The sequence below is a fragment of the Planktothrix rubescens CCAP 1459/22 genome, from assembly GCA_904830895.1.
Classification (GTDB): Bacteria; Cyanobacteriota; Cyanobacteriia; order Cyanobacteriales; family Microcoleaceae; genus Planktothrix; species Planktothrix agardhii.
The window spans coordinates 1,960,383-1,984,168 of sequence record LR882958.1 but is presented as its reverse complement, the minus strand read 5'-3'; the positions used below and the strand labels follow the sequence as shown (position 1 = coordinate 1,984,168).

Sequence of the window (23,786 nt, the reverse complement as noted above, 5' to 3'; positions counted from 1 at the left end):
TTTCTATCTCCAAATCACCGTGATTCCGTCAGCATATCCTTTAGATTTCCTAAAGGCGTTGGCTTCTGAATCAATCTCGCTTCTTAGCATCATGCGGCTTGACTGCCTACTCAGGTTTTCGACCTCCTGAGAGATTACACAAGAAGTTATCTCGTTCCTAATTCCTGCTTTGCGATGAGGTTAGAGTCCTGCTATCCAACGGGTTTCTTTGGGAATGCTCTAGGTCACACTTCGAGATGCCTAGCCCTTATCCTTGCCTTTTGGCCCAGCCGATAACCTATGTAGGCTGTTGTCAATGACGTTGGTTCAGTCGCAGATTTAGTTTCCTTACTCATGCTCATCTGGGCTAGAAGGGATTCCCTGATAGGTTCACCAGTTACCTCCGTTATGCCCCGCTTCACCAGTTTGATGGTCAGTCTCTCCAGTGGGAGCATTGCTTCGTCTTGCATTTAGACGGTGGGAATTGATTTCTAAAGATTTGCTAAGTTTGTAACATTTCTTGGAAATCTCACCCACTCAGGAATTAAGTTATCAAGGACTTGTATCTTATCTACAATTCCTTCCAAGCGTTACGCTATCAGATGTTGATGACTTTTACGCTTAACGAGTCGCACCAAAGTATTTGACTTCTGGATCGCCACCAGCGCGACCAACCAACGTAACAATATTTAGGCTCATAAGAAAATAATCATGGAATAGTGGATATTGAGGTTCTTCAGACCTTGGGTAAAACACAAGGATCACCGAAACTAAATCCTTGGTATTTTTAACTTACACCGCCGGGAAGTCCCCCGCTCTAACTGTACCCAGGTAAGCGGTGGGATGAAAGGCGGGTCAACGTAGGTACGGAGTTGACCCCATCTTTCCGATTATCTCTACTGTTTTTAGTAGTATGTAGTAAGATATTCGGACCAGGAGGTGCAAATCGAGTGCTAAATCAAGCTGTACAAGTCCGTCTGTATCCAACTGCATTGCAAAAAGCACTACTAGCCCAAAGATTAATCACGGATTTCTCACGGATTAAGAGGATTTCACCGATTACATCTTTAACTTCGTATTAGATAAATAATTTAGTGCGAAGCAAGGAATATAATCCGCGTTAATCCTCTTAATCAGTATAATCGGTGTCAAAGAAATTAGCGCGTAAACAAAAAGCCTGTACTGAGCCCTTCGGCTACGCTCAGGAGAGCCCCAGTCGAAGTGGGAGTCAGTCAAGACAAAAGTATAGAAAAATTGTGGCCGCATTATACGAACGAGTTAGTAATTCCCGGCAAGATTTTCTACATAAACTTAGTCATAAGTTGGTCAGCGATAGCCAAGCTGTCATAGTGGAGAATCTTAATGTCAAATTTGCGTCTGGAGTGCTATTATTGTCACAGGTTTTTAAATTGAGCATAATTAAACAACCTAAAAACTTAACTAAATTGGTTAAGTGCGGAGTCACACCTAACCGTGTTGCTGTTTAATAAAGCTAAATTTGAACAAAAACCTAGATATAAATTAACAACAACTCTTCAACCTAGATCTGGGTTCTCGATCAATGTGAGTTATTGCCTTAATCCTAAGTGTCCAAATCCAACTGATCCGGCAAACGAGAATCGGCGCACTTGCTGTCAATGTGGCTCGGATCTTTTGCTGGAAGGACGGTATCGTGTGATCAAACAACTTGGAGGAGGAGGTTTTGGCAAAACCTTTGAAATTGATGATCAAGGCAAATGTAAGGTTGTAAAAGTTTTATTAAAAAATCATCCTAAAGCCGTCGCTTTGTTCAAACAAGAAGCGAAAGTTTTGAGTCAGCTTAATCATCCTGGAATTCCTAAAGTTGATCCCGATGGCTATTTTACCTATCTTCCCAAAGGGAGTGACGAAGCCCTTCACTGTTTGGTGATGGAGAAAATTGAAGGGCTAAATTTACAAGACTGGATGAAAGAACGAAAAAAAGAACCCATCAGTCAAGAACACGCTTTGGAATGGTTAAGAGAACTGACTGAGATCCTAGAGCAAGTTCATAATTTGCAATACTTCCATCGGGATATTAAGCCTCAAAATATTATGAGGAAACCCAATGGACAGTTAGTATTAATTGATTTTGGAACTGCAAGGGAAGTTTCAGGAACCTATATTGCTAAGGTAGAACAGGGGCAAAATGTAACCGGGATTGTTTCCCCTGGATATACACCCCCAGAACAAACGAATGGCAAAGCTGTTCCTCAATCCGATTTTTTTGCCCTGGGACGAACTTTTATTTATTTATTAACGGGAAAACCTCCCACTGCTTATCCAGAAAATCCTCGAACTGGAAAGTTATTGTGGCGAAAGGGCGCACCCAATCTTTCTGATCAATTTGCGGGAACTATTGATTTTTTGATGGCCCCTTTTCCGGGTAATCGCCCTCAGACTCCGCAAGCAATCTTGAAATGTTTAGAAGATATTAAACCTCTAGGCGAAGAAAAAGAAGTTCCCCCGCCTTCCCCTACGGACAAAAAGCAAGTCAAGCAAAATTGGAATAGTGGGTTTAATTTTTCTATTCCTAAAATTAAATTTCCTAAAATTCAGCTTAAATACTTCTGGGTTTTAGGAACATCCTTAATGGTATTGGGCGGAGTTTATACACAAATTGATGGCTATATCCGTTATGGATTTATCCCGGCTAATCCAATTTTAATTTTAAAAGGATTGCCAGGCAGTATTTTTTTAGAGAGGTACGAACGAGCCGTTGGTGAAATTTATGCTATTGTGATTAGCCCCGATAATAAAACCCTGGCTGTGGGGAGTTTTGGGGCAATTAAAATTTGGAATTTAACAACAGATGTCAAACCACGAACGATTGCAGCCCATTCTAGTTGGGTCAAGGCTTTGGCTATTAGTCCCAATAATGCAACCATAGCCAGTGGTAGCAATGATAAAACGATTCGTCTGTGGGATTTAAAGAATGGAAAGAAAACACGAACAATTGAAGGACATACTGAAGGTGTAAATATCGTTGTTTTCAGTCCTGACGGTCAGACCTTAGCCAGTGGGAGTGATGATAAAACTATTCTGATTACGCCTTTAAATACGGGATCTCGACAATTCATGTTTACGGGTCATGAAGGCGCAATTCATGCCCTTGCATTTAGTCCTGATGGTCAAACTCTAGCCAGTGGAAGCTCAGACCAAACAATTCGGTTATGGAATTTGGAGACGGGCACTCGTAAACGAAGTATCTCAGGTCATGACGGTAGCATTAATGCTCTGATTTATCATCCAGATGGCAAAACCCTAATTAGTGCCAGCGATGATGGTACGATTCGGCTATGGAACCCAGATACGGGAGAACAAAAAGAAGTCTGGAAAGCTAATAATAGTCCTGTGAAATCATTGGCAATCACAAAGGATGGTAAGACTCTTGTGAGTGGGGGTGATAGTGTAATTATTTGGGATCTAAAAACGGGCAGAAAACGGGTGACTTTGTGGGGTCATGATAAACCTATTAATGCTTTAGATGTAAGTTCAAATGGTCAAATTGTAGTTAGTGGTAGTGAGGATAAAACCATTAAAATTTGGCGAATGCCTTAATGAGTTATCAGTAAAAAAAAGAAGTTAAGAGTTAACTCTTAACTCTTAACTCTTAACTCTTAATTGTTAATTCTTACACTGATAACTGTTTACTGATTTAGAAGCGGAATTGAGTCCGCAGAGTTCCGACCACGATTGTATTGTTATTGCTATTTTGGTCGGGGTTAGTAACTACATAGAAACCAGGAGTAATGGCGATGTAGTCGTTGAGAGGATAGCGGTAGAAACCTTCAATGTGAATGGAGGTATCTCTATCTTCTAAAGCACTGATATCATGGCTGGTTACTTTAGGAGGCATACCGACAATTAAACCACCTAAGCCGCCTTCTTTCAGGACATCGGGGAACGCCAAAGAAACAGCCCAGTTAATAATGGTCGCACTGTCATTACCGCCATTCTTTTGGTTAGCCCAGGTGGAACCAAACCAGCCACCCAACTCAAAGTTTTTGGAAATCCGCCAGTTGGCTTGGAAACCCAGGTTTTCGGTGGTGGTTGCATTTTGACCAAAGGGTCTATTGGCAATCCAACTTCCTGTTCCCCCAGAGACAAACACACTGTCATTGGTGAAGTAGCGGTGGTTATACTCTAAACCCACACCAATCTTAGGACTGGGTTTAAACACCAATTGCAGACCCGCACTGTAGCCACCATTGAATATACCCTGACCTTGGTTGGCTAAAGATGAACTGGCCTGGTCAGCCAAGTAGCCTAAATTGACTTTAAACTGATCACTGAAGGCATATTTCAGACCCACACCCGTTCCTTCAGGCCCTCGGAAGGTAGTCGGATTATAGCGACCAAAGCGAGAGAGCGCCCCATCCCCAGAACCACCAAAGGGGGTTACTGTATCATAGATATCATCATTGTCAAGACCCCGAGCTCCAACGTAGACTTGGCCTTTGGCATTGGCGATGGGGAAACGGTAGTACAAATCATCTAATACGACACCATTATCCACACCATCGATGGAGGTACGAGTCATCAAGGTATTGGTGACGTTAAAGGCAGACAGGTTAGGAATAGATCGAGCTTGTAAACGAGTTCTCAATAAATCCTGGCCCGTGAAGCTGGTATCAAAGTTCAAACGAACGCGGTAGCCAAAATAGGCTTCCGTTGGATCACTATCCTGGTGAGCGAACTGACCCACTACGTTATAAGTAGCCCGATCTCCGGCGGCGTCTCCACCCCAGAAGATGACTTCTCCACGGAGTTTGGTGGTAGTAGAGAACTGATTGGCTTCTAATTCGGCAGTTCTAGCTTCTAAGGCATAGACACGACCGCGTAGAGTGGCTAATTCCGCCGCAAATTCTTCTTGTAACCGTTGCAGAACGGCTAAATCTTCACGGGTGACCAAATTGGCTACAGACGCCGCAATTAGTTCGTTAACCCGTTCTAAACAGGCATTTAAACCCGCGGCAAACTCAAAACGAGTCATGGCCCGGTTGCCTTTAAAGGTTCCATCGGGATAACCCGCGATACAACCATAGCGTTCAACCAAGGATTGCAAAGCCTGGAATGCCCAGTCAGTGGGTTGAACGTCAGATAATTGAGAAACTGAAGTGACTTGCTCTAGGGCATCGGCAGCTTCAGCATATTCATTAATTTGTTCTAAGCCTGAGACGCTGGTTTCGCTCGGCTCAGTTGATGACATCTGAGCCACTTGGAACTCAGAAGCTTGAGCAGTTTGTAGTGGGGCCGAAGCCTCTGAAGTTAGGATGTTTAACTTTTGAGCCGTGGCAAAAGTCTGCGGTTCGTTCTCGTTTGTAGCCTCACCATTGACTAAATTGGTGGGTTCAACCGCAACATCAGGGGTCAAAGACAGGGCTAGTTGCTCTGCGGATGACTCGGAATTGGCTTGAGGTTGCAACTCATTATTCTGTCCAGTTGTCGGAACTGCAAGGGCAGCTTCGAGGGTGATGGTCGCTGTATCTGTCGCATTTGCCAATTTCTCCGATGGAGCCTCGGTTGCGAAGGCTGCATTCGTTAAGAGAATAGCTGCTCCCAGAACGCCTGGACTATGCTTTAGAGTGTTCAATAAAACTTTGTTCATCATCTCAATTCTCACACCGACACTTAAAATACCACAAAGCAAGGGAGTCCCTAGCTCGACTGAACCAATAGTATCATATCTTAACTATAGTTTTTCCACAGTCAAGTGGGGGAACAAAAGTTAAGACTTGTTTTCAACCGGATTCAATCGGTATAACCTTTACTTAGAGAGGGTTTGGCTTCTCTACAATTTGTTCAGAATTTATCCGTCGAATTGCCACTAATGATGGTTTGGGTGGATCATTGGTTTGTTTACTGGGCCAATTTGATCCCCAAGGAACTTGACGAGTTTGGATAAATTCTTCTCCTTGGGTGGTTTGTAAAGCAAATTCGAGGGTTTTTGTTGCCATATCCCGGCGAGTTTGGTTCTTTTCCCCCGGATGTTGGACAGCAATAAATAGGGTTTTTTGATCAGAAGTAAAAAATGGCCCAGTTAGTTCGCATTCCATTGGCCCAAGGGCAAATAAAAAGGCTTGACCTAGATTTTCCCCTGATGTTGGTAAAAACCAAAACGAATTATTACCATATAGTCCCAATAACTCTGTATCTTCTAAGGGTTGTTGATTCTTGTCAAGACGGCCCTGGGCAACGGGTTTATTATGTTTGCTGGTGGAAATATCCGTCACCATCCATAAATTCCCGATGCCGTCAATGGCTAAATTATCAGGGTTGGCAAATCCTAACCCTCCTTGGGCTATTTCTCCTCCGGTGGCCACCATTTGCCATCGAAAGGTCATCGCTTGAGGAACATTCCCATCTTCCACCAAACGCATCAGCCATCCATACTCATATTGTTTCTTTTCCGAAGGTGCTTGAAAAATTTCTAGGTTAGGGCCCCCGGTTTGGGCATCGGCTGTACCTGATGTGAAGGCAATAAATAAAGATCCATCAGGCGCGATTTCCGTATCTTCAGGACGAGCCGCACAGGTCGCGCCCACGGCACTAGCAGCTAAATGGGCATCAATCAAAATTGCTCCTTGTTGTTCTTCTGGAATTCCGGTATACAAATCTCCTAGGGTTTTAAACTGTTGTTTGAAGTTTTGGATATCCTCATCGGTTTTAGCAAGAAAACTCCCACCTTTTGGTCGTTGGGGTAAGGCAATAATTCCCCCGGCATGAACATTTGGCTGATCAGGATTTATAGTCGTATCCGCTTTTAACGGAATCCATTGCCCTGTACCATCAGGATTAAATTTGGCCGCATATAACATCCCATCAGTTAATAATTGGGAATTTTTTTTGTCTTGGGGGTCTTTAACTGTCCCTTTGCTGACAAATTTATATAGGTGTCCACTGCGGCGATCGCATCCTGAATAAAACGCCAAGGGTTGACCGACTTCGACCCGAATTCCCACCGCTTCATGGCGATAACGTCCTAACCAAGTGTGTTTTGTGCCATAGTCCTGGGGGTTTGTCGGATCAACTTCTACGATCCAACCATATTTGTTTCCCGCTAGTCCAAATACATTACCCAAACCCTCCATTTCTTCTAATAAAAAAGGAGTTTCACCAGGAGGATAAGTTGTTCCATCGGGATAAACGGCTTCAGTTACCTGACTTTGGAAATTTTCTTCCGCACTCAAGACCGTCCCCCAGGGAGTTGTTCCCCCGGCACAATTAGCGAAAGTTCCAATAATTTTTTCCCCTAATTGATCATTGTACCCCTGACCTTTTTTTATAAATACGGCAACGGCCGGCCCGGTCGCTTTTAAATATTGGTTATTTTCCCAACCCGATAGTCCGCTAATAACTCGATCAGCAGCAGAATTGGTTCTCACCCAACGACCATCAGCTTGACGCTGAACAGAAATCACCGCTATACCTAAATCGGTTAAGCCTTCTTGAGACAGTTTTAAAATATCCCGGCGTAAGGGGTCTTTTTCTGGTAATTCAAAAGCGTTTATTGTTTGCTTTGGATCGGAGGATTGAAGATTTTTTAGAGGTAAGGGTTCACCGATAATCTGTTGATAGGTTTCTAACCAAACAGCAGAACTAATGTACTCAAAGTTAACGGTTAAAAAACCTTGATCTTCTCCCGTAGAAATAAAGGAAACATAATCATTGTTATAGCCAAATCGAGAATTTCCTACTTTGTCTCCCCAAGTGGCAATAACATCATAAGTAAATCCTTCAGGTAGAACTAAATCATCAACGACTTCGTAGGTACTATAGGCTTGAATTTGTTGTGCAGAAAGGGAATTATCACTAACTGGAATTACGGATTTAGAAGTTTGGGCTTGAATCAAATCTAAGCTATTAGGTAGTGGCCCTTTGATGGGTTTAAACGGTAAAGATTGAGGAAATTTAGGTTCCGGGGATGAGAAGATATTAGGTGATTTTGAGGAATTTTGACAGGAACCGACGGCTAGTGTCGTAAATCCTGCACTCAAAAACAATAGAAAATCACGACGATTCACAGACATAAATTTGTGTTAAATTCTGAAAAGGGAATTACAAATTACGAATTACGAATTACAAATGGGGAATGGGGATTACGAATCAATAATTACGAATTGAGAATTAAATATTAATAATTCTTAACTCGTAACTCGTAACTCGTAACTCGTAATTCTTAATTGCTAATTCGTAATTCATCTAACTTCAACCAAATCGATAGCCAAAACCCCGAACTGTAATCACATATTCTGGTTTGCTCGGATCTAATTCTAGGTTTTCGCGTAACCAGCGAATATGAACATCAACGGTTTTGCTATCCCCAATAAAATCTTGTCCCCAAATAATATCTAATAATTGTTCCCGTGACCAAACTCGCCGAGGATAACTTAGAAATAGCTCTAGTAAACGAAACTGTTTAGGAGATAGTTTCACCTCTTGGCCACGAACCAGAACCCGACATTCTTCTTGATACAAAATCACTTCTTTATATTGCAGCATGACTGGCTCTGGAAGTTGACAATAGCGTCTTCGTCGCATTAAAGCCCGACAACGCGCCATAAACTCCCGCATTCCGAAAGGTTTAGTTAAATAGTCGTCGGCTCCTGCTTCTAAATAAAAAGCCGAATTATTCGCGCTCTCCCGCAACCCAATAATTAAAATGGCCACAGAATTTCCCTGATGTCGTAACATACGACACAGATCCAAACCATTAATCGAGTCCATAATTAAAAGGTTGAATGGAAAATCCCCGACGGGATAATTAGGTTTCTGAATTGAAGGGAGAGCATCTCGTCCATCGGAAGTCACCATCACCCGATAACCCTGTTCTTCCAAAGCTAGGGAAAGCATTTCTCGCCAAGGCTGTTCGTTTTCCAAAAGTAAAATATGGCCATTTTGTCTTACATCAGAACGGTAAGGAATCTTGCTTAATTCAGGAGAAAACATAAAAAAAATTTTGCGGGTTGGATAAGTAGAAGTTGTTGAAACTGGCTATTGTCGCCACAAGTAACTCGACATTCTGAGGAGTTAGTCCAGTGTCAACCATCCAACGTAATTATGTTCTCCGTTACGAATTCCTTCACATAGAGACGACCGATATTGGACTGCTATAGCAAATCCAACCCCCGATTTTGTTGGGAGGTCGCCAGACTCATCCTGATTTAGCCTCGGTTCTAGGTTTTTAAGCATTGTTAACGCTCAATTTGCCTGGTTGTTGGAAATCTGAATATGGTCGATAGCTTCATGATAATAGGGAAAGGTTAACAAAAGGTAAAGGCTTAGTAATCTTATGGTTAAATTATTCTAATAAAATTAAAATTCTGAACGGGTCGTATTTTGGGTTGGTAGGGTGTCAATTCCTAGAGTCTGTTTGACTTTTGTTTTTATTAGGTGAACAGATAACTCAGGTACAATATTGATTGACACTCCCACCCCTACGCTACGCTAAAGGGGTGGGATTCTCGTATCTAGCCCAATCAAATAAAGACAGTTGAATATACTCTTTTTGATTGTTTTTCACCGAGTTCGGGGGTGCGCCAAACACCCCATAATTTAAACCGGATGAATCCATTACAGAAGCATCTCTCTTTAGGTTTAAATCACAAGCGAAACCATCCCATTGAGACAGATTTCGTGCAGCATTAAAATCAGAATTGTGGTAGTGACCATTAGGGCAATTGAAATCATGTCGATTTCTTTTGCCAATAACACCGCAAGTTGAGCAAGATTTAGAGGTGTATGGTGCAGGTCTTTTGATTAACTTCAATCCTTTAAGAGCTAACTTATAATTAAGTTTTTGCTCCAAAGAATAATAAGACCAAGTGTGTCGAGATTGACCAGAATCAGAACGAGATTTCTGGCTCTGTTTCATGGTTTTACGACATCCTTCCAAATCCTCTATAACAATATCGGCGTTATGGTATTGGGCAAAACGAACAATTCGGCGACTGACTGTATGGTTAATAGCTTCCATCCATCGTTGCTCTTTTTTGTTCCATTTCTTTAAAGCTCGAAACTTTTTAGCTTCTTGAAGTTGTTGCCTTCTTTGTTGAAAATAACGTCTTCGATGCTTAACACTTTGACCATTAAAGAACTTGCCGAAACCTTCTTTTGGTGCAACTACCGCTAAATTATTCTGCCCTCGGTCACATCCTAATGTTTTCTCTGTCTCAACTTCTGGAACATCCTCAGTAATTGACAGATAGGCATACCACTTATTTCGATGTTTAATCAATTTAAAAGAACCCCCTTGAATTGTTTCCTCTAACAATCCATCTAAAACGGGTTGCCAATGAGGAGATGCTACTTCAATGGGGATTCTTTTTTCACCTTTGAGGGTCGGGAAGCTAATTGAATAGGTACTCCCTTTTTGAGTTAATTTCCAATTTTGATTGTTAACTTCTACAGGAAGAACTTTATATTGCTTGGTTTTACGACCCGTTGGGGATGTGGTATGTCGAATAACTTGATTGACCAGAGCAGATTTTAACTCGGACATGATTTTAGCTGTTGTCATTTTTCGCCGTTCTTTGATTGGCAATGACAACAGCTTATTAGCAATTCGCGTATTTTCTTTCGTCATTTGCTCAAACATTTGAGCTTGACAACGGTTGAGTTTTGCGAATTTTAATTTAATCGTCCGAGTTACTTTGATCATGGAAAATATGATAACATAAATATCTAATAACTGGGTACAAATTAATTGGTAGATGACGGCACTTAAAAGTGCCTGCGTCGCTTTTCATCCCACGGCTGAAGCCAGTGGGCTTTCACGCTCCCACCCTGGCTTTGTAAATCTGAAATTTTAAAATTGCTTAACTTAACTTAACTTAACATAATGTTACTACATCTGAGTACCTGGCAAGAAGTAGAAGTTTATCTAACCCACTCTGGCGGTATCATCATTCCTATTGGTTCCACAGAACAACATGGGCCAACAGGATTAATCGGCACTGATGCAATTTGCGCTGAAGCGATCGCCAAAGGAGTAGGAGAAGCAACCAAGGCCTTAGTTAGCCCGACTATCAATGTTGGTATGGCACTACACCACACAGCTTTTCCAGGTACTATTAGCTTGCGACCGACAACTTTAATTCAGGTAATCAATGACTATATCACAAGTTTAGCCAAAGTTGGATTTACTCACTACTTTTTTATTAACGGACATGGGGGAAATATTGCTACCCTAAAAGCTGCTTTTTCTGAAACCTACAGCCATTTAGCCGATATCAATATACCCAAAGCCCATCAAGTCAAATGTCAAATCGGAAATTGGTTTATGTGTGGCTCAGTTTATAAGTTAGCAAAAGAACTCTATGGCGATCAAGAAGGTTCCCATGCCACACCCAGCGAAGTCGCTTTAACACAATATGTTTATCCTGATTCGATTAAACAAGGTTTCCTGACACCAGAAGTGGCTAAAGGACATCCTATCTATGGCTCGGAGGATTTTCGCCAACACTATCCCGATGGTCGGATGGGCTCTAACCCTGCCTTGGCAACCCCTGAACATGGTCAACAATTTTATGAGTTAGCCGTTAAGGAATTAAGTCAAACCTATTTAGAGTTCCTCAATAATCAGTAATCAGTTAACAGTTTAGAAGTGAATAATTAATCAATTAACATTTGATTAATTAAAGGCTATTTCTTCCCCTGATAACTGATTAAGTTCTGGATCTAAATTCAATCACATCTTCCTTAATAGTAACATCATATCCACTTAAGAAATTTTGACCCAGTAAACCCACATCCAGGGCTGGAGCGATCGCAACGGTCAGATTGTTTTTGATAGCTCCAGAAACATTAATAGTCTGAATTGAACCTATTTCAAATTCAACTCCCTTTTGACTAGGTGTATCCGCTTTACCTCTTCCGGTTGGAGTCACCCCCAACTGTTCCGCCATCATAGAAGTAATAACTGTGCCACTGGCTCCAGTATCTACCAACATTTCAAAAGGAGTTTGGTCATTAAAAATTACTAGAATAACCGGGATTCCACCTTGTTTTCTAATAATTTTAGCCTGATAAACTCCCGGTGTTTTTAGGGGAGCAACAGCAGTTTTTGGGTCGGCTTGTGGAAAAACACAAACTTCATTTAGAGATATAACCCGTCCTGATTTTGTTTTCAGAAAACAACCAGGATGTTCTTGAGATAAGGCTCCAGTATCATCAATTAATATCAATCCTGTGGTCAATAATAAAATTGAAACCAGGAATATTAATGGAGATAAGCCTTGATTTTGGACTCGATGACCAGGTTTCAAAAAATTGGGCATCACCGCCATAGAAGGAGATAATTGGTATAACCGAACTAAATAAGGGGAATTGTTCATGGTTCCAATAGTGTCAATAGTTAATTTAACTGACGAGGGGGTTTGGGGGAGCGATAAGTCCCACACTGAATTTCACAAAACAAAAAAACAACCACCAAATCAGTGTGGGTTACATGGACTCCCCCAAGTTAATTTTGGTCGGTCAATCCCGACAAAATTAACAATAATATGTTAGAGTATATCAAAGAGTTTTGAAAGCAACAATGTTTCAAGGGTATAAGTTCCGAATCTATCCAACGACTGAACAGCAGATTACCTTAGCCAAAAGCTTTGGTTGTTGCCGTTGGTATTGGAATTACACCCTAAATTTGTGTCAAGAAACCTATAAGCAAACGAGAAAAGGATTATCCAGAAAAGCAATTCAAGGATTGTTACCTCAACTCAAAAAGGAATATCCTTGGTTAAAAGATGCTTACTCCCAATGCTTACAAGTTGTCGCTCTCAATTTGTCTACCGCTTACAAAAACTTCTTTGAGAAACGGGCAAGATTACCTCAATTCAAATCCAAGCATGGCAGACAATCAATCAGTTATCCCCAAAGTGTTAAATTTGAAGGGGATTACCTGAAATTACCCGGTAAAGTGGGGTTGATTTATTGTCGTCGCCACCGAGAATTTAAAGGGCTAATCAAAACCGTTACTATCTCAAAGAATCGTGATGGGAAATACCACGCATCGGTGTTAGTTGATGACGGTAAGGAAATACCTAATTCATCAACCAATGGAAAAGCAATTGGCATTGACTTAGGATTAACACACTTTGCAATCACCAGCGATGGAGATAAATATAGTAACCCCAAACACTTTGCTAAACATCAACGCAATTTAAAGCGAAAACAACAAAAATTATCTCGTATTGATATTAGAAGTTGGACTTGCGAACATTGTCAAACAACTCATGACCGAGATATTAACGCTGCAATCAATATTAAAACTGAAGCCTTGCGGATTTTATCGTTGGGAACCAGCGATACTGCTAGTCTGAGGGGATGTCAGTCACCGGAACAAACTTCTGTTTCTTCTGATGCTATCCCCGTTGATGCTAGAAGCCCACACTTACTCGTAGAGAAGTGTGGGTAGTTCACTCTTTACAGATAGATTTTAAGCGGTCAATTTTCCAGAAAAGATATCAGCACCCAACTAGAAACACCAAATATAGACAACCTGTTTCTGTGATTCGGTCTCTCCTGACTTCTGATCCGAAGTATTGGACTTACAAAAATTTTACCTCTCAATTGTGAAGGATAGATATTTTCGCGGTATTCTAAACAATCGGAGCCAAAGTCAGTTCGTTTAAGGAAGTCTGTGAAATACTTTTTTTTAACCGATGGATGGACAATTGGACGGGTCTGGGGAGTAGGGGGTTTGTGGGATCAAGCTCTGCGGCGACGTCCACCAGAAATTCAAAGAATGGATTTGTGTCTTTGGGATCGGAATCAACAAGAAAAGATGTGGCTGTATAGGGTGGAAGATTCTGTCCTGATGTTAGAAGTTAGACCAGACATTGCCACAATGACCGACTCCTCTAACACCATTGGTCAAGTGGTTCTCACCCGATTAATTACGGCGGAACAAGTCCTAGAACGTTTAGCCAGTGCTGCAACTGAATGTCAAATCAACCAAAGCCTATAATCCGTGTAGGATTAATTGTAGTCAGCGTTCGTGATATTATATTACTGCTCTCTTGAGAATCTCAGTGCCTTTATATCTGAGAACGTCAAAGCAAAGTGATCAAGACATTGGGTTTTAAACCCCTAATCCCTTGTTCAGCTTGTTGCTAGAATGTCAATGTCAAGGTTAAACTCCTTCGCCATCGTGAAACGGTTAAGACACACTTTTAGGCGTAAAGCATTGGGCCAAGAGCGGCGAAAACTCTTAAAACAGCAAGAGAATCAACTTAATTCTCTCTACCAGAAAATAAATAATTAGGTTTACTTAATTCAGTAGGGCGGGACACGCCCGAACTCTAGGCTTGTAGTATCCTAGTAAGCTTTTGGGGATAGACCCTCTGGGGTAGCTATGACTTAGACTTTGTAATTGGTACAGTAGTACGGTTAAGAAGTTTAAGAATTGCCGCAAGGACATGGTTCTTAAAGGTCAGTCGCTGAATTAAGAATTCTCGTCTCTTTAGAGCGGGGAGTGTCAAAAAAAAGTAACCATTATCAATTAGAAGGAGCGTAGTCAATGGGACTACCCTGGTATCGTGTACACACAGTTGTCCTGAATGATCCGGGACGGTTAATCTCTGTGCACCTGATGCACACCGCTTTGGTGGCAGGTTGGGCTGGATCTATGGCCCTGTATGAACTCGCAATTTATGATCCTTCTGATCCCGTCCTCAACCCGATGTGGCGTCAAGGGATGTTCGTCATGCCCTTTATGGCCCGCTTGGGAGTAACCCAATCCTGGGGTGGCTGGAGTCTCACCGGAGAAGCAGTAACTAACCCTGGAATTTGGTCTTTTGAAGGGGTAGCGGCTACTCATATCATTCTGTCTGGTTTACTGTTCCTCGCTGCCGTTTGGCATTGGGTCTTTTGGGATCTGGAACTGTTTACCGACCCCCGTACAGGCGAACCCGCTTTGGATTTGCCCAAAATGTTTGGGATTCACCTGTTTTTATCCGGTCTGCTTTGCTTTGGTTTTGGAGCCTTCCACTTAACCGGCTTATTTGGCCCGGGGATGTGGGTATCCGATCCCTACGGCATTACAGGCAGTATTCAACCCGTTGCACCCGCTTGGGGGCCAGAGGGATTTAACCCGTTCAATGCGGGGGGAATCGTGGCTCACCATATTGCGGCTGGGGTTGTGGGGATTGTTGCGGGTCTGTTCCATCTGTCCGTTCGTCCGCCCCAAAGGTTATACAAAGCCCTGCGGATGGGGAACATTGAAACAGTCTTATCCAGTAGTATTGCCGCCGTGTTCTTCTCGGCTTTTGTCGTAGCGGGAACTATGTGGTACGGTTCTGCTGCTACCCCCATCGAACTGTTTGGCCCTACCCGATATCAATGGGATAGCGGTTATTTCCAACAGGAAATTCAACGCCGGGTACAATCTGGCGTTGCCCGTGGGGATAGCTATTCTGAAGCTTGGGAAAAAATTCCTGAAAAACTTGCCTTTTATGACTATGTGGGCAATAGCCCCGCGAAAGGCGGTTTGTTCCGGGTCGGCCCCATGAATAACGGCGATGGCATTGCCAAAAATTGGTTAGGCCATCCTGTATTCAAAGATTCTGAAGGACGGGAATTATCGGTTCGTCGTCTTCCTAACTTCTTTGAAACCTTCCCGGTTATCCTAACGGATAAAGAGGGTGTGATTCGGGCGGATATTCCCTTCCGTCGGGCTGAGTCTCGCTACAGCTTTGAACAAGCTGGGGTGACGGTCAGTTTCTATGGTGGTGACTTAGATGGCAAAACCTTTAAGGATGCTCCTACCGTCAAGAAATATGCCCGTTTAGCTCAACAAGGGGAACCCTTCGAGTTTGATCGGGAAACCTTGGGATCGGACGGTGTGTTTCGGACGAGTACCCGGGGTTGGTTCACCTACGCTCACGCTTGCTTTGCGTTATTGTTCTTCTTTGGCCATATTTGGCACGGTTCTCGGACGATCTTCCGCGATGTGTTCGCTGGGGTGGAAGCCGATCTGGAAGAACAAGTGGAGTGGGGTCTGTTCCAAAAACTGGGTGACAAAACCACTCGTGTTAAAAAGACCGTCTAGGATATCTCTAGTTCAGGCTTGTGGGGTATTTTTGTAAACCCTAATTTTCAAAAGAGTTGGAACTTTATTCATAAAGTCTCCAACTCTTTCTTTATGGGGAATTGGTGGGTCAAAGTTAATCGGTTTTTTCTTTCTTCTAAAACTGGTAATGTGGGTTTAAATGCAGTGGGTAGTTCACTCGCTCAATGGTAGACTATTAGAAAATAATAGGTTTAGGAAAAATTGACATGGAAAGTGTTGCTTACATCTTAGTTTTGACATTGGCTTTGGGAGTTATCTTTTTTGCAATTGCATTCCGGGAACCGCCTCGGATTGGTAAGTAAGTGACAATCAGAGCATCTTCGTCCACTCCAATACTGAGTCATGGGTTTTAAGGTTGATTGAACGCTTTTTGCACTGAGCGAACCCAGACGCGCCTAAATTTTAACAAGGGATTGGGGTGTTCACTGGTTTAAATAAAACCCTGAGTTCTCATAACTCAGTATTGGACTGTTAAAGAGTTAAAGGCTGTGCTTGTAATCGCTGATCAAAAAACTCCTATTCAGTGAAACAACCGCTCAAAGGACGTTAATCATGCAGTGTCCAGTTTGTCAATATACGAATAGTCGAGTTCTTGAGTCCCGTGCTGCTGAATCGGGTAAAAGCATTCGACGACGCAGGGAATGTCTTCAGTGTCAGCATCGCTTCACCACCTATGAACGGATTGAATTTGTCCCGATTACGGTGATCAAGCGGGATAAAAAACGGGAATCGTTTGACCGTTCCAAGTTACTGCGCGGAATGGTTCGAGCTTGTGAAAAAACAGGACTTTCTGCTCCCGATTTAGAATCAATTATTGATGAAATCGAAGCAGAATTGCAACAACGTTCCCAACGGGAAATTCCGACTCAGGAAATCGGAGAATTGGTTTTACACCGACTCAAATCCTTGAGTGAAGTGGCTTATGTCCGATTTGCTTCGGTTTATCGACAATTTCAAGGGATTCGAGACTTTGCAGAAGCACTGAATCACTTTGAAACGGCTAATGATCATGCTCAAGAGTTAGAAATCGTTTCAGAAGAAAATTCTGTCTGTAACTGTGAGGATTCATCAATGGATGCCTCTGCTTCTCTGTGTTCTGCATCCCTACTCGGATCTCAACATTAATAAGATTAATCACCCGTTGTTAGTTTGCTAACAGTCTCTAGTTTATGCTAGGATTCAGGCAAGATATATATTGCCTCAATATCAAAACAAAAGTCAGCGAAAAAGTATCGGCATTCGTCCAATATCCAGTTAATGACCTAGAGATCAGCACTAATTTTGTTTCGGCCGGAGCCTTCGGTGACTCCCGTTACAGTTGATCAACTTAACGGCAGGTCGGTTGCGACCAAAAAAATGATCCAAAGTAAAAAAAAAATGATAAGATAGAAAAGCTAATCTACCAAACTGTGCCAAGATCAGCAAGATTAGTGATTCTCGCTCTTAACAAAATGTCCAGCCGAAATATAAATACCTGATCACAGGGGCGACATTGTTGATGAACGGGAATTCAGATTATAGTTAAGGTTTTTTGGTCTGCTGTCGGACAGTCAGTGGAGTCTAAATAAGTGCTTGTGTAAAAGAATCTGAACGTGGTTTTTAGGACAGAGATGATCTAAAACTAAACAGACCCCTTGCAACAAGACTCTCTTATTGCATCGATTATGGTGTGATGGTGAGAATGTAAAATCGACTGGACGTGGTAATGCTCGCTTTTTCTGTCTTGGACAGGTATGCCCGGCACGAACGATGTCAAGTCAGCAGTTTTGATCTAAGCTCAAAAATTGACCCTATCGGTCATGATCAAAAACAAGAGCACTTACTGCAAAACAACCATTTAATAGGAGCAACTTTAGGATAAAACTCGCATGATCAATCAGAAAACAAAACCAAAAGATGTGGGCTTCACCCACGAAGATTTTGCCGCCTTACTCGATAAATACGACTATCACTTTAGTCCCGGTGATGTAGTGGCGGGGACAGTTTTTAGTCTGGAGCCAAGGGGCGCTCTGATTGACATTGGCGCTAAGACCGCAGCATACATTCCACTACAAGAAATGTCAATTAATCGGGTGGAAAGTCCTGATGAAGTATTACAGTCTAATGAGACCCGTGAGTTTTTTATCCTGACCGATGAAAACGAAGACGGTCAGTTGACTCTTTCCATTCGTCGCATTGAGTATATGCGGGCCTGGGAGCGCGTTCGCCAACTGCAAGCGGAAGATGCTACCGTCCGTTCTCAAGTCTTTGCCACAAATCGAGGCGGCGCTTTGGTTCGGATTGAAGGATTGCGGGGCTTTATTCCTGGCTCCCATATTAGCACGCGCAAACCTAAAGAAGAACTCGTTGCTGAAGAATTACCCTTAAAATTCCTAGAGGTTGATGAGGATCGCAATCGTCTTGTCTTAAGCCATCGTCGGGCTTTAGTTGAGCGGAAGATGAACCGCTTAGAAGTGGGTGAAGTGGTAACAGGAACCGTTAGAGGCATTAAACCTTACGGGGCGTTTATTGACATTGGTGGCGTGAGTGGTCTGCTCCACATCTCAGAGATTTCTCACGATCACATTGACACACCTCATAGTGTTTTCAATGTCAACGATGAGGTCAAAGTCATGATTATTGATCTCGATGCAGATCGAGGCCGGATTTCCCTTTCTACAAAACAACTGGAACCCGAACCAGGAGCTATGGTTAAAAATCCTCAGCTTGTTTATGAGAAGGCTGAGGAAATGGCTGCCAAATTCAGGGAGAAACTCTTGGCTGCGGGGCAGGGAGTCGCGACGGAAGAAGTTCCGACGGAACTGGACGAAGCGGATATTCCATCGGCTATTGAGGAAGATATTCCATCGGCTGTTGAGGAAGATATTCCATCGGCTGTTGAGGAAGATATCCCCTCTGTGGTCGAAGAAGATATTGAACCTGTGGCCGGAGAGGTCTAGGGTTTAACTCATAAAGACAAAAAGGGGGATTGTCCCTCTTTTTTTTATCGAAAATAAGGCATCTGGATATTATGCTAATCTAATGATTGAACTTGATGTTAATGTTCCCAAACCTACTCCCCATGGTCATGCTATAGGAATTGATGTAGGTATTTTAAATATGCTATCAACCTCCGATGGTTTAGTTATTCCCAGACCTAAGTTTCTTGATCAAGCACTGCGTAAGATTCAATTACTACAAAGAAAGCTGAAAAAGAAAGTTTTAGGTTCTAACAATTGGAAAAAACTACAACATCGAATTGATAGAGATATTGCTGCTTCTATGGTAATTCGGGATAGAGGTTTAAATATTTCAATTCACGGTCATGATTCAGGTTAAATGGCTGGTCTGAAACCGATGAGAAACCTATAAAAATTGAATTGGGAGTTTTTGAGATTGGTTACCCTGCAAGTTCAAAATATTACCTTTAAGAATATCGAAGCCGTTATTTTTGACAAGGATGGAACCCTAGAGGATTCTGGAGATTTCTTGAGAAATTTGGCTCAAAAGCGATCGCGTTTAATTGATGCCCAAATTCCAGGAGTTGGGGAACCCTTATTAATGGCGTTTGGCGTTCAAGGAGATACCCTTGATCCTACAGGATTAATGGCCGTGGGTAGCCGACGGGAAAATGAAATTGCGGCGGCGGCCTATATTGCGGAAACTGGACGAGGATGGTTAGAGTCTGTCAATATTGCCCATCATGCTTTTGCCGATGCGGATCAATATTTGAAATCTAGCCCCCCTTCGACCTTATTTGTCGGGGGTTTAGAAACCCTCAAATCCCTATCCGATGCGGGGTTAAAATTAGGAATTGTGTCGGCGGCTCCAACGGCTGAAGTCCAAAATTTTGTCACCCACCATCAGTTAGAACCCTATATTAAATTTCATCAGGGAGTAGATGGCGGCCCAACTAAACCCGATCCGATTTTATTCCTGAATGCTTGTCAAGCCCTGGGAGTGCATCCTTCTGTGACTTTAATGGTAGGGGATGCTCAAGGAGATATTGATATGGCGATCGGGGCTGGGGCTGCGGGTTGTGTGGGGGTTTTTTGGAACCAATCCAACCCTAAACACCTAAATCGGGCGACGGTGGTGATCTCCCATTGGGATCAATTGAAAATTAAGAGCTTGACACTCCCAAGAATATCTTTCGGGGATTCTTAAAACAATTTGACTTTTAACGGCGATATCAAAACGCCTCTGCCCACTCGACTAGGATCTAACCCTAATTTTGCTACTACTTTTCGCAAAGATCGTAATATTTTCAGAAAATTTATGTAAAGATTTTTGTACTTTCCTTAAGATTTGTGTGGTATAGTCAAAAGATGAGCAATTTTTAAGATTATGTTCTGTTAAAGTTCATCCCCTGTTTTAAAACTCAGGATTGGTTTTTGTCCAAATTTTAGTCTGGAATTTACTTTATGTCATTTACAGTCGATTCAGCCCGTGGGATTTTTCCAAATACTTTAACTGCTGACGTAGTACCGGCTACAATCGCCCGCTTCAATCAACTTAATGCTGAAGATCAACTGGCATTAATCTGGTTTGCTTACCTTGAAATGGGTAAAACGATTACCGTTGCTGCTTTAGGCGCGGCTAATATGCAGTTTGCTGAAATAACGATGAATCAAATTCGGCAAATGTCTTTCCAAGAACAAACACAGGTCATGTGTGATTTGGCAAACCGAACCGATACACCAATTTCACGAGCTTACGGTAGTTGGACTGTCAACATTAAGCTAGGTTTTTGGTATCAGCTTGGAGAATGGATGGCTCAAGGAATTGTCGCTCCAATTCCACCAGCATATAAGCTATCAGCTAATGCAGCTTCTGTACTGCAAGCAATTCAAGCACTAGAATCAGGTCAACAAATCACTGTTTTACGCAATTGCGTTGTTGACATGGGATTTGATACAAGTAAGCTTGATAGTTCTCAGAGAGTTTCTGAACCTGTGGTTGTTCCTAGAGATATGGCACAACGGACTCAAGTTACTATCGAAGGCATTGATAATCCCACGGTTCTCAACTACATGAATAACATGAACGCCAATGACTTTGAGGTGCTGATTGAGTTATTCACCCCCGATGGCGCGCTTCAACCTCCTTTTCAGAAACCAATTGTGGGGAAAGATGCTGTTCTTCGATTTTTCCGAGAAGAGTGTCAGAATCTCAAGTTGATTCCAGAGCGAGGCGTAACAGAACCCGCAGATGGTGGTTATACCCAAATCAAAGTAACTGGTAAAGTGCAAACTCCTTGGTTTGGTGCTGGTGTGGGCATGAATATGGCTTGGAGATTTTTGCTAAGTCCTGAAAATAAAATTTTCTTTGTGGCAATTGACTTGTTAGCATCACCTAAAGAGTTGTTAAATTTAGTTCGTTAATTAATAAACGAATCTAATTTAATATAGCAACGGGTTTAAACCCGTTGCCACCCAGATAAAACCCTGATTGTGTGGGTTTTTTAGAGTCTATTTTTTAATAAATAGTGTATTTTAACTTGTGATTTAAGGGGGAAGATAATAAATAGTTTTTATTTTCCCTGTTGGTGCGATTTAACAAACATAAGCCTAATTATGGTTGTGTAAGTTCTGATTAATAAACCTTTTAACTTTAGTGATGATGCAAGTAAATGAGATTGAATGGTCTGAGGCGGAAAAAGAAGTAGCTAAAGCTGCCTTTGATATGGCTTATAAACGAGAAATAAATGCTTTGATAGACGAAGTTCGTAAACAATCAAGTGAGATTGTAGAAATTGATGATATCTGGCGTTTGCACGACTTTTTAAGTGCTAGAAGACACAATATAGATGGCAAATATGATTATGAATATTCAGGACTAATTTTTGTTTTTGCCAGTTTGGTTAAAGATGGTTGGCTACATCTTAATGAACTAGATGGACTCAACACAAATAAGCTGACTAAGATAGCCGCTATTGCTCGTATTTGATACTCTGGGCGAATATGGCGACGGGGATTCTTAAAACAATTTGAGTTTTAAACCCATGATTTTCGGTAAATTGGGAATAACCCCTGTATAATTGCTGATCGTCGCAACTTTCTATAATAGAATCCGTCCCATCCTAAAAGTAAACTTGCGAATTTGATGGGGATTAAGAGATGATGCTGTAGTAGTGTAATTTCAATCCGGTTCTACTGAATCAATCTCACTCGAATACAAGGAGGAATGATTATTGTCTCGCCGTTACCTGTTTACGTCTGAATCCGTGACTGAAGGCCATCCCGATAAAATCTGCGATCAAATTTCCGATACGATTTTAGATGCCTTATTAACTCAAGATCCTAAAAGCCGTGTGGCCGCAGAAGTGGTTGTCAATACAGGTTTAGTATTGATCACAGGTGAAATTACCACCAACGCGCAAATTAACTATATTGATTTAGCTCGGAAAAAAATTGCGGAAATTGGTTATGTTGATGCAGATAACGGCTTTTCTGCGAGTAGCTGCTCCGTTTTGATTGCCCTAGATAAACAGTCTCCTGATATTGCCCAAGGGGTGAACCAAGCCCACGAAGCCAGAGAACTGTTAAGCGACCAAGAACTCGATGCCATTGGTGCAGGGGATCAGGGGATTATGTTCGGTTTTGCCTGCAATGAAACCCCAGAACTGATGCCCATGCCGATTAGTTTAGCCCATCGGATTGCTCGGCAATTGACAACGGTACGGAAAAACGGGACACTCCCCTATTTACGTCCCGATGGTAAAACCCAAGTGACCGTGATCTATGAAGATGATCGTCCCGTGGGAATTGATACTATTTTAGTCTCGACTCAACATACTGAGACGATTGGGGACATTACCGATACTGCGGCGGTACAAGAAAAAATCAAAGCCGATCTCTGGTCTGCTGTTGTTCAACCCGTATTCGAGGATATTGCGGTTAAACCCGATGACCAAACTCGCTTTTTAGTGAATCCAACGGGCAAATTTGTGATTGGTGGCCCTCAAGGGGATTCTGGGTTAACGGGTCGTAAAATTATTGTCGATACCTATGGCGGCTATTCCCGTCATGGTGGCGGTGCGTTTTCAGGAAAAGATCCCACAAAAGTAGACCGCAGCGCGGCTTATGCTTGCCGTTATGTGGCGAAAAATATTGTTGCTGCGGGGTTAGCGGATAAGTGTGAAGTTCAGTTGAGCTATGCAATTGGGGTGGCTCGACCCGTGAGCATTTTGATTGAAACCTTTGGAACTTCTAAGGTGGATGAAGATAAACTGCTCGAAGCTGTACAAGCCAACTTTGAACTGCGTCCGGGGGGAATGATTCAATCGTTTAATTTACAAAAATTACCGGGTATGCGGGGAGGTCGTTTCTTTCAAGATTTGGCTGCTTATGGTCATTTAGGTCGGATAGACTTAGATTTACCTTGGGAGAAAACCGATAAAGCAGAATTACTCAAAGCTGCTTTACTGCAACCTGCTACAGTTGGAAAGTAGTACAGTAACCGTGATCACGGTTAGGACATGGATTCATTGCCGGAGTTTACCTTGAAGAAAGTATGCCCTTGCGAAAGCGGGAGTAAATCCAGAAATAAATATCGTCAAGTTGTTGCGGTATTGTACGAACGGGGATGTCAGACTCCATCTTGGGCGAAAGTCTAAGTTGCGGCATTCCCCCGTGATTACAAAAGCAGACACTGTACTTGGTACTCCAAGTCAGTGGGGGTATTCCACTCTTGTTGTCTTTCAAGCCTTCAGTTTCACCTGGGGGTTTTTTCGTGT

19 protein-coding genes are annotated in these 23,786 nt (G+C 42.3%); 14 read left to right on the top strand and 5 right to left on the bottom strand.

Annotated features, from left to right (window positions below; translation table 11 throughout):
- Positions 1-1,124 precede the first annotated feature (1,124 nt).
- Positions 1,125-1,466 (top strand): transposase, encoded by a 342-nt coding sequence (locus NMG86_RS09285; RefSeq protein ID WP_026787215.1) that lies wholly within the window; start codon positions 1,125-1,127, stop codon positions 1,464-1,466.
- Between the two features lie 187 nt (positions 1,467-1,653).
- Positions 1,654-3,558, top strand: a complete 1,905-nt coding sequence (locus NMG86_RS09280; protein ID WP_373282676.1) for a protein kinase domain-containing protein — start codon at positions 1,654-1,656, stop codon at positions 3,556-3,558.
- Positions 3,559-3,655: 97 nt separating this feature from the next.
- Here the strand turns inward: NMG86_RS09280 and NMG86_RS09275 are convergent, their stop codons facing one another.
- The 4 genes from NMG86_RS09275 to NMG86_RS09260 form a co-directional block, all read right to left on the bottom strand.
- Entirely contained in the window at positions 3,656-5,608 is a 1,953-nt protein-coding gene (locus NMG86_RS09275) for an iron uptake porin (protein ID WP_026797500.1), read from the bottom strand.
- A 163-nt stretch (positions 5,609-5,771) separates the two neighbouring features.
- Positions 5,772-8,030 carry a PhoX family protein gene (locus NMG86_RS09270; RefSeq protein ID WP_026787218.1) on the bottom strand — a complete coding sequence of 753 codons (2,259 nt, stop codon included), beginning with the start codon at positions 8,028-8,030 and terminating at the stop codon, positions 5,772-5,774.
- A 178-nt stretch (positions 8,031-8,208) separates the two neighbouring features.
- Positions 8,209-8,949, bottom strand: a complete 741-nt coding sequence (locus NMG86_RS09265) for a winged helix-turn-helix domain-containing protein (protein ID WP_026787219.1) — start codon at positions 8,947-8,949, stop codon at positions 8,209-8,211.
- Positions 8,950-9,442: 493 nt separating this feature from the next.
- Entirely contained in the window at positions 9,443-10,660 is a 1,218-nt protein-coding gene (locus tag NMG86_RS09260; protein ID WP_087882186.1) for an RNA-guided endonuclease TnpB family protein, read from the bottom strand.
- A gap of 180 nt (positions 10,661-10,840) precedes the next feature.
- Between NMG86_RS09260 and NMG86_RS09255 the strand changes: the two genes are divergently transcribed.
- Complete coding sequence (locus NMG86_RS09255; protein WP_026787220.1) at positions 10,841-11,587, top strand: creatininase family protein; 747 nt, start codon at positions 10,841-10,843, stop codon at positions 11,585-11,587.
- Between the two features lie 79 nt (positions 11,588-11,666).
- On the opposite strand, the gene NMG86_RS09250 is transcribed toward NMG86_RS09255, so the two are convergent.
- Positions 11,667-12,335, bottom strand: a complete 669-nt coding sequence (locus NMG86_RS09250) for a retropepsin-like aspartic protease family protein (protein ID WP_237157191.1) — start codon at positions 12,333-12,335, stop codon at positions 11,667-11,669.
- Between the two features lie 203 nt (positions 12,336-12,538).
- Between NMG86_RS09250 and NMG86_RS09245 the strand changes: the two genes are divergently transcribed.
- The 11 genes from NMG86_RS09245 to metK all read left to right on the top strand — a co-directional run bounded on the left by NMG86_RS09245 (position 12,539) and on the right by metK (position 23,501).
- On the top strand, positions 12,539-13,414 hold the full coding sequence (locus NMG86_RS09245) for an RNA-guided endonuclease InsQ/TnpB family protein (RefSeq protein ID WP_026787222.1): 876 nt from the start codon (positions 12,539-12,541) through the stop codon (positions 13,412-13,414).
- Positions 13,415-13,639: 225 nt separating this feature from the next.
- On the top strand, positions 13,640-13,966 hold the full coding sequence (locus NMG86_RS09240) for a hypothetical protein (protein WP_026787223.1): 327 nt from the start codon (positions 13,640-13,642) through the stop codon (positions 13,964-13,966).
- 552 nt (positions 13,967-14,518) lie between these two features.
- Entirely contained in the window at positions 14,519-16,048 is a 1,530-nt protein-coding gene (gene psbB / locus NMG86_RS09235) for a photosystem II chlorophyll-binding protein CP47 (RefSeq protein WP_026793641.1), read from the top strand.
- 227 nt (positions 16,049-16,275) lie between these two features.
- Positions 16,276-16,371 carry a photosystem II reaction center protein T gene (locus NMG86_RS09230; protein WP_071782559.1) on the top strand — a complete coding sequence of 32 codons (96 nt, stop codon included), beginning with the start codon at positions 16,276-16,278 and terminating at the stop codon, positions 16,369-16,371.
- A 250-nt stretch (positions 16,372-16,621) separates the two neighbouring features.
- Positions 16,622-17,194, top strand: a complete 573-nt coding sequence (gene nrdR / locus NMG86_RS09225; protein ID WP_036831501.1) for a transcriptional regulator NrdR — start codon at positions 16,622-16,624, stop codon at positions 17,192-17,194.
- 743 nt (positions 17,195-17,937) lie between these two features.
- The gene (locus tag NMG86_RS09220; protein WP_026797499.1) at positions 17,938-19,008 is read left to right on the top strand and encodes a 30S ribosomal protein S1; all 1,071 of its coding nucleotides are present in this window, start codon (positions 17,938-17,940) and stop codon (positions 19,006-19,008) included.
- Between the two features lie 82 nt (positions 19,009-19,090).
- On the top strand, positions 19,091-19,387 hold the full coding sequence (locus tag NMG86_RS09215) for a transposase (RefSeq protein WP_026787226.1): 297 nt from the start codon (positions 19,091-19,093) through the stop codon (positions 19,385-19,387).
- Between the two features lie 57 nt (positions 19,388-19,444).
- On the top strand, positions 19,445-20,215 hold the full coding sequence (locus NMG86_RS09210; RefSeq protein WP_043937555.1) for an HAD family hydrolase: 771 nt from the start codon (positions 19,445-19,447) through the stop codon (positions 20,213-20,215).
- A 257-nt stretch (positions 20,216-20,472) separates the two neighbouring features.
- On the top strand, positions 20,473-21,432 hold the full coding sequence (locus NMG86_RS09205; RefSeq protein ID WP_026787227.1) for an orange carotenoid-binding protein: 960 nt from the start codon (positions 20,473-20,475) through the stop codon (positions 21,430-21,432).
- Positions 21,433-21,667: 235 nt separating this feature from the next.
- Positions 21,668-21,997 (top strand): fluorescence recovery protein, encoded by a 330-nt coding sequence (gene frp, locus NMG86_RS09200; protein ID WP_040957450.1) that lies wholly within the window; start codon positions 21,668-21,670, stop codon positions 21,995-21,997.
- A gap of 244 nt (positions 21,998-22,241) precedes the next feature.
- Complete coding sequence (gene metK / locus NMG86_RS09195; RefSeq protein ID WP_026797498.1) at positions 22,242-23,501, top strand: methionine adenosyltransferase; 1,260 nt, start codon at positions 22,242-22,244, stop codon at positions 23,499-23,501.
- Positions 23,502-23,786: the final 285 nt, after the last annotated feature.

Bases quoted from the DNA above. Each gene is read 5' to 3' on its own strand.
- NMG86_RS09260 (WP_087882186.1), bottom strand. From the start codon at position 10,660: ATGATCAAAGTAACTCGGACGATTAAATTAAAATTCGCAAAACTCAAC.
- NMG86_RS09250 (WP_237157191.1), bottom strand. From the start codon at position 12,335: ATGAACAATTCCCCTTATTTAGTTCGGTTATACCAATTATCTCCTTCT.
- NMG86_RS09270 (WP_026787218.1), bottom strand. From the start codon at position 8,030: ATGTCTGTGAATCGTCGTGATTTTCTATTGTTTTTGAGTGCAGGATTT.
- NMG86_RS09275 (WP_026797500.1), bottom strand. From the start codon at position 5,608: ATGAACAAAGTTTTATTGAACACTCTAAAGCATAGTCCAGGCGTTCTG.
- nrdR (WP_036831501.1), top strand. From the start codon at position 16,622: ATGCAGTGTCCAGTTTGTCAATATACGAATAGTCGAGTTCTTGAGTCC.
- NMG86_RS09255 (WP_026787220.1), top strand. From the start codon at position 10,841: ATGTTACTACATCTGAGTACCTGGCAAGAAGTAGAAGTTTATCTAACC.
- NMG86_RS09230 (WP_071782559.1), top strand. From the start codon at position 16,276: ATGGAAAGTGTTGCTTACATCTTAGTTTTGACATTGGCTTTGGGAGTT.
- NMG86_RS09215 (WP_026787226.1), top strand. From the start codon at position 19,091: ATGATTGAACTTGATGTTAATGTTCCCAAACCTACTCCCCATGGTCAT.
- frp (WP_040957450.1), top strand. From the start codon at position 21,668: ATGATGCAAGTAAATGAGATTGAATGGTCTGAGGCGGAAAAAGAAGTA.
- psbB (WP_026793641.1), top strand. From the start codon at position 14,519: ATGGGACTACCCTGGTATCGTGTACACACAGTTGTCCTGAATGATCCG.
- NMG86_RS09205 (WP_026787227.1), top strand. From the start codon at position 20,473: ATGTCATTTACAGTCGATTCAGCCCGTGGGATTTTTCCAAATACTTTA.
- NMG86_RS09245 (WP_026787222.1), top strand. From the start codon at position 12,539: ATGTTTCAAGGGTATAAGTTCCGAATCTATCCAACGACTGAACAGCAG.
- NMG86_RS09220 (WP_026797499.1), top strand. From the start codon at position 17,938: ATGATCAATCAGAAAACAAAACCAAAAGATGTGGGCTTCACCCACGAA.
- NMG86_RS09265 (WP_026787219.1), bottom strand. From the start codon at position 8,949: ATGTTTTCTCCTGAATTAAGCAAGATTCCTTACCGTTCTGATGTAAGA.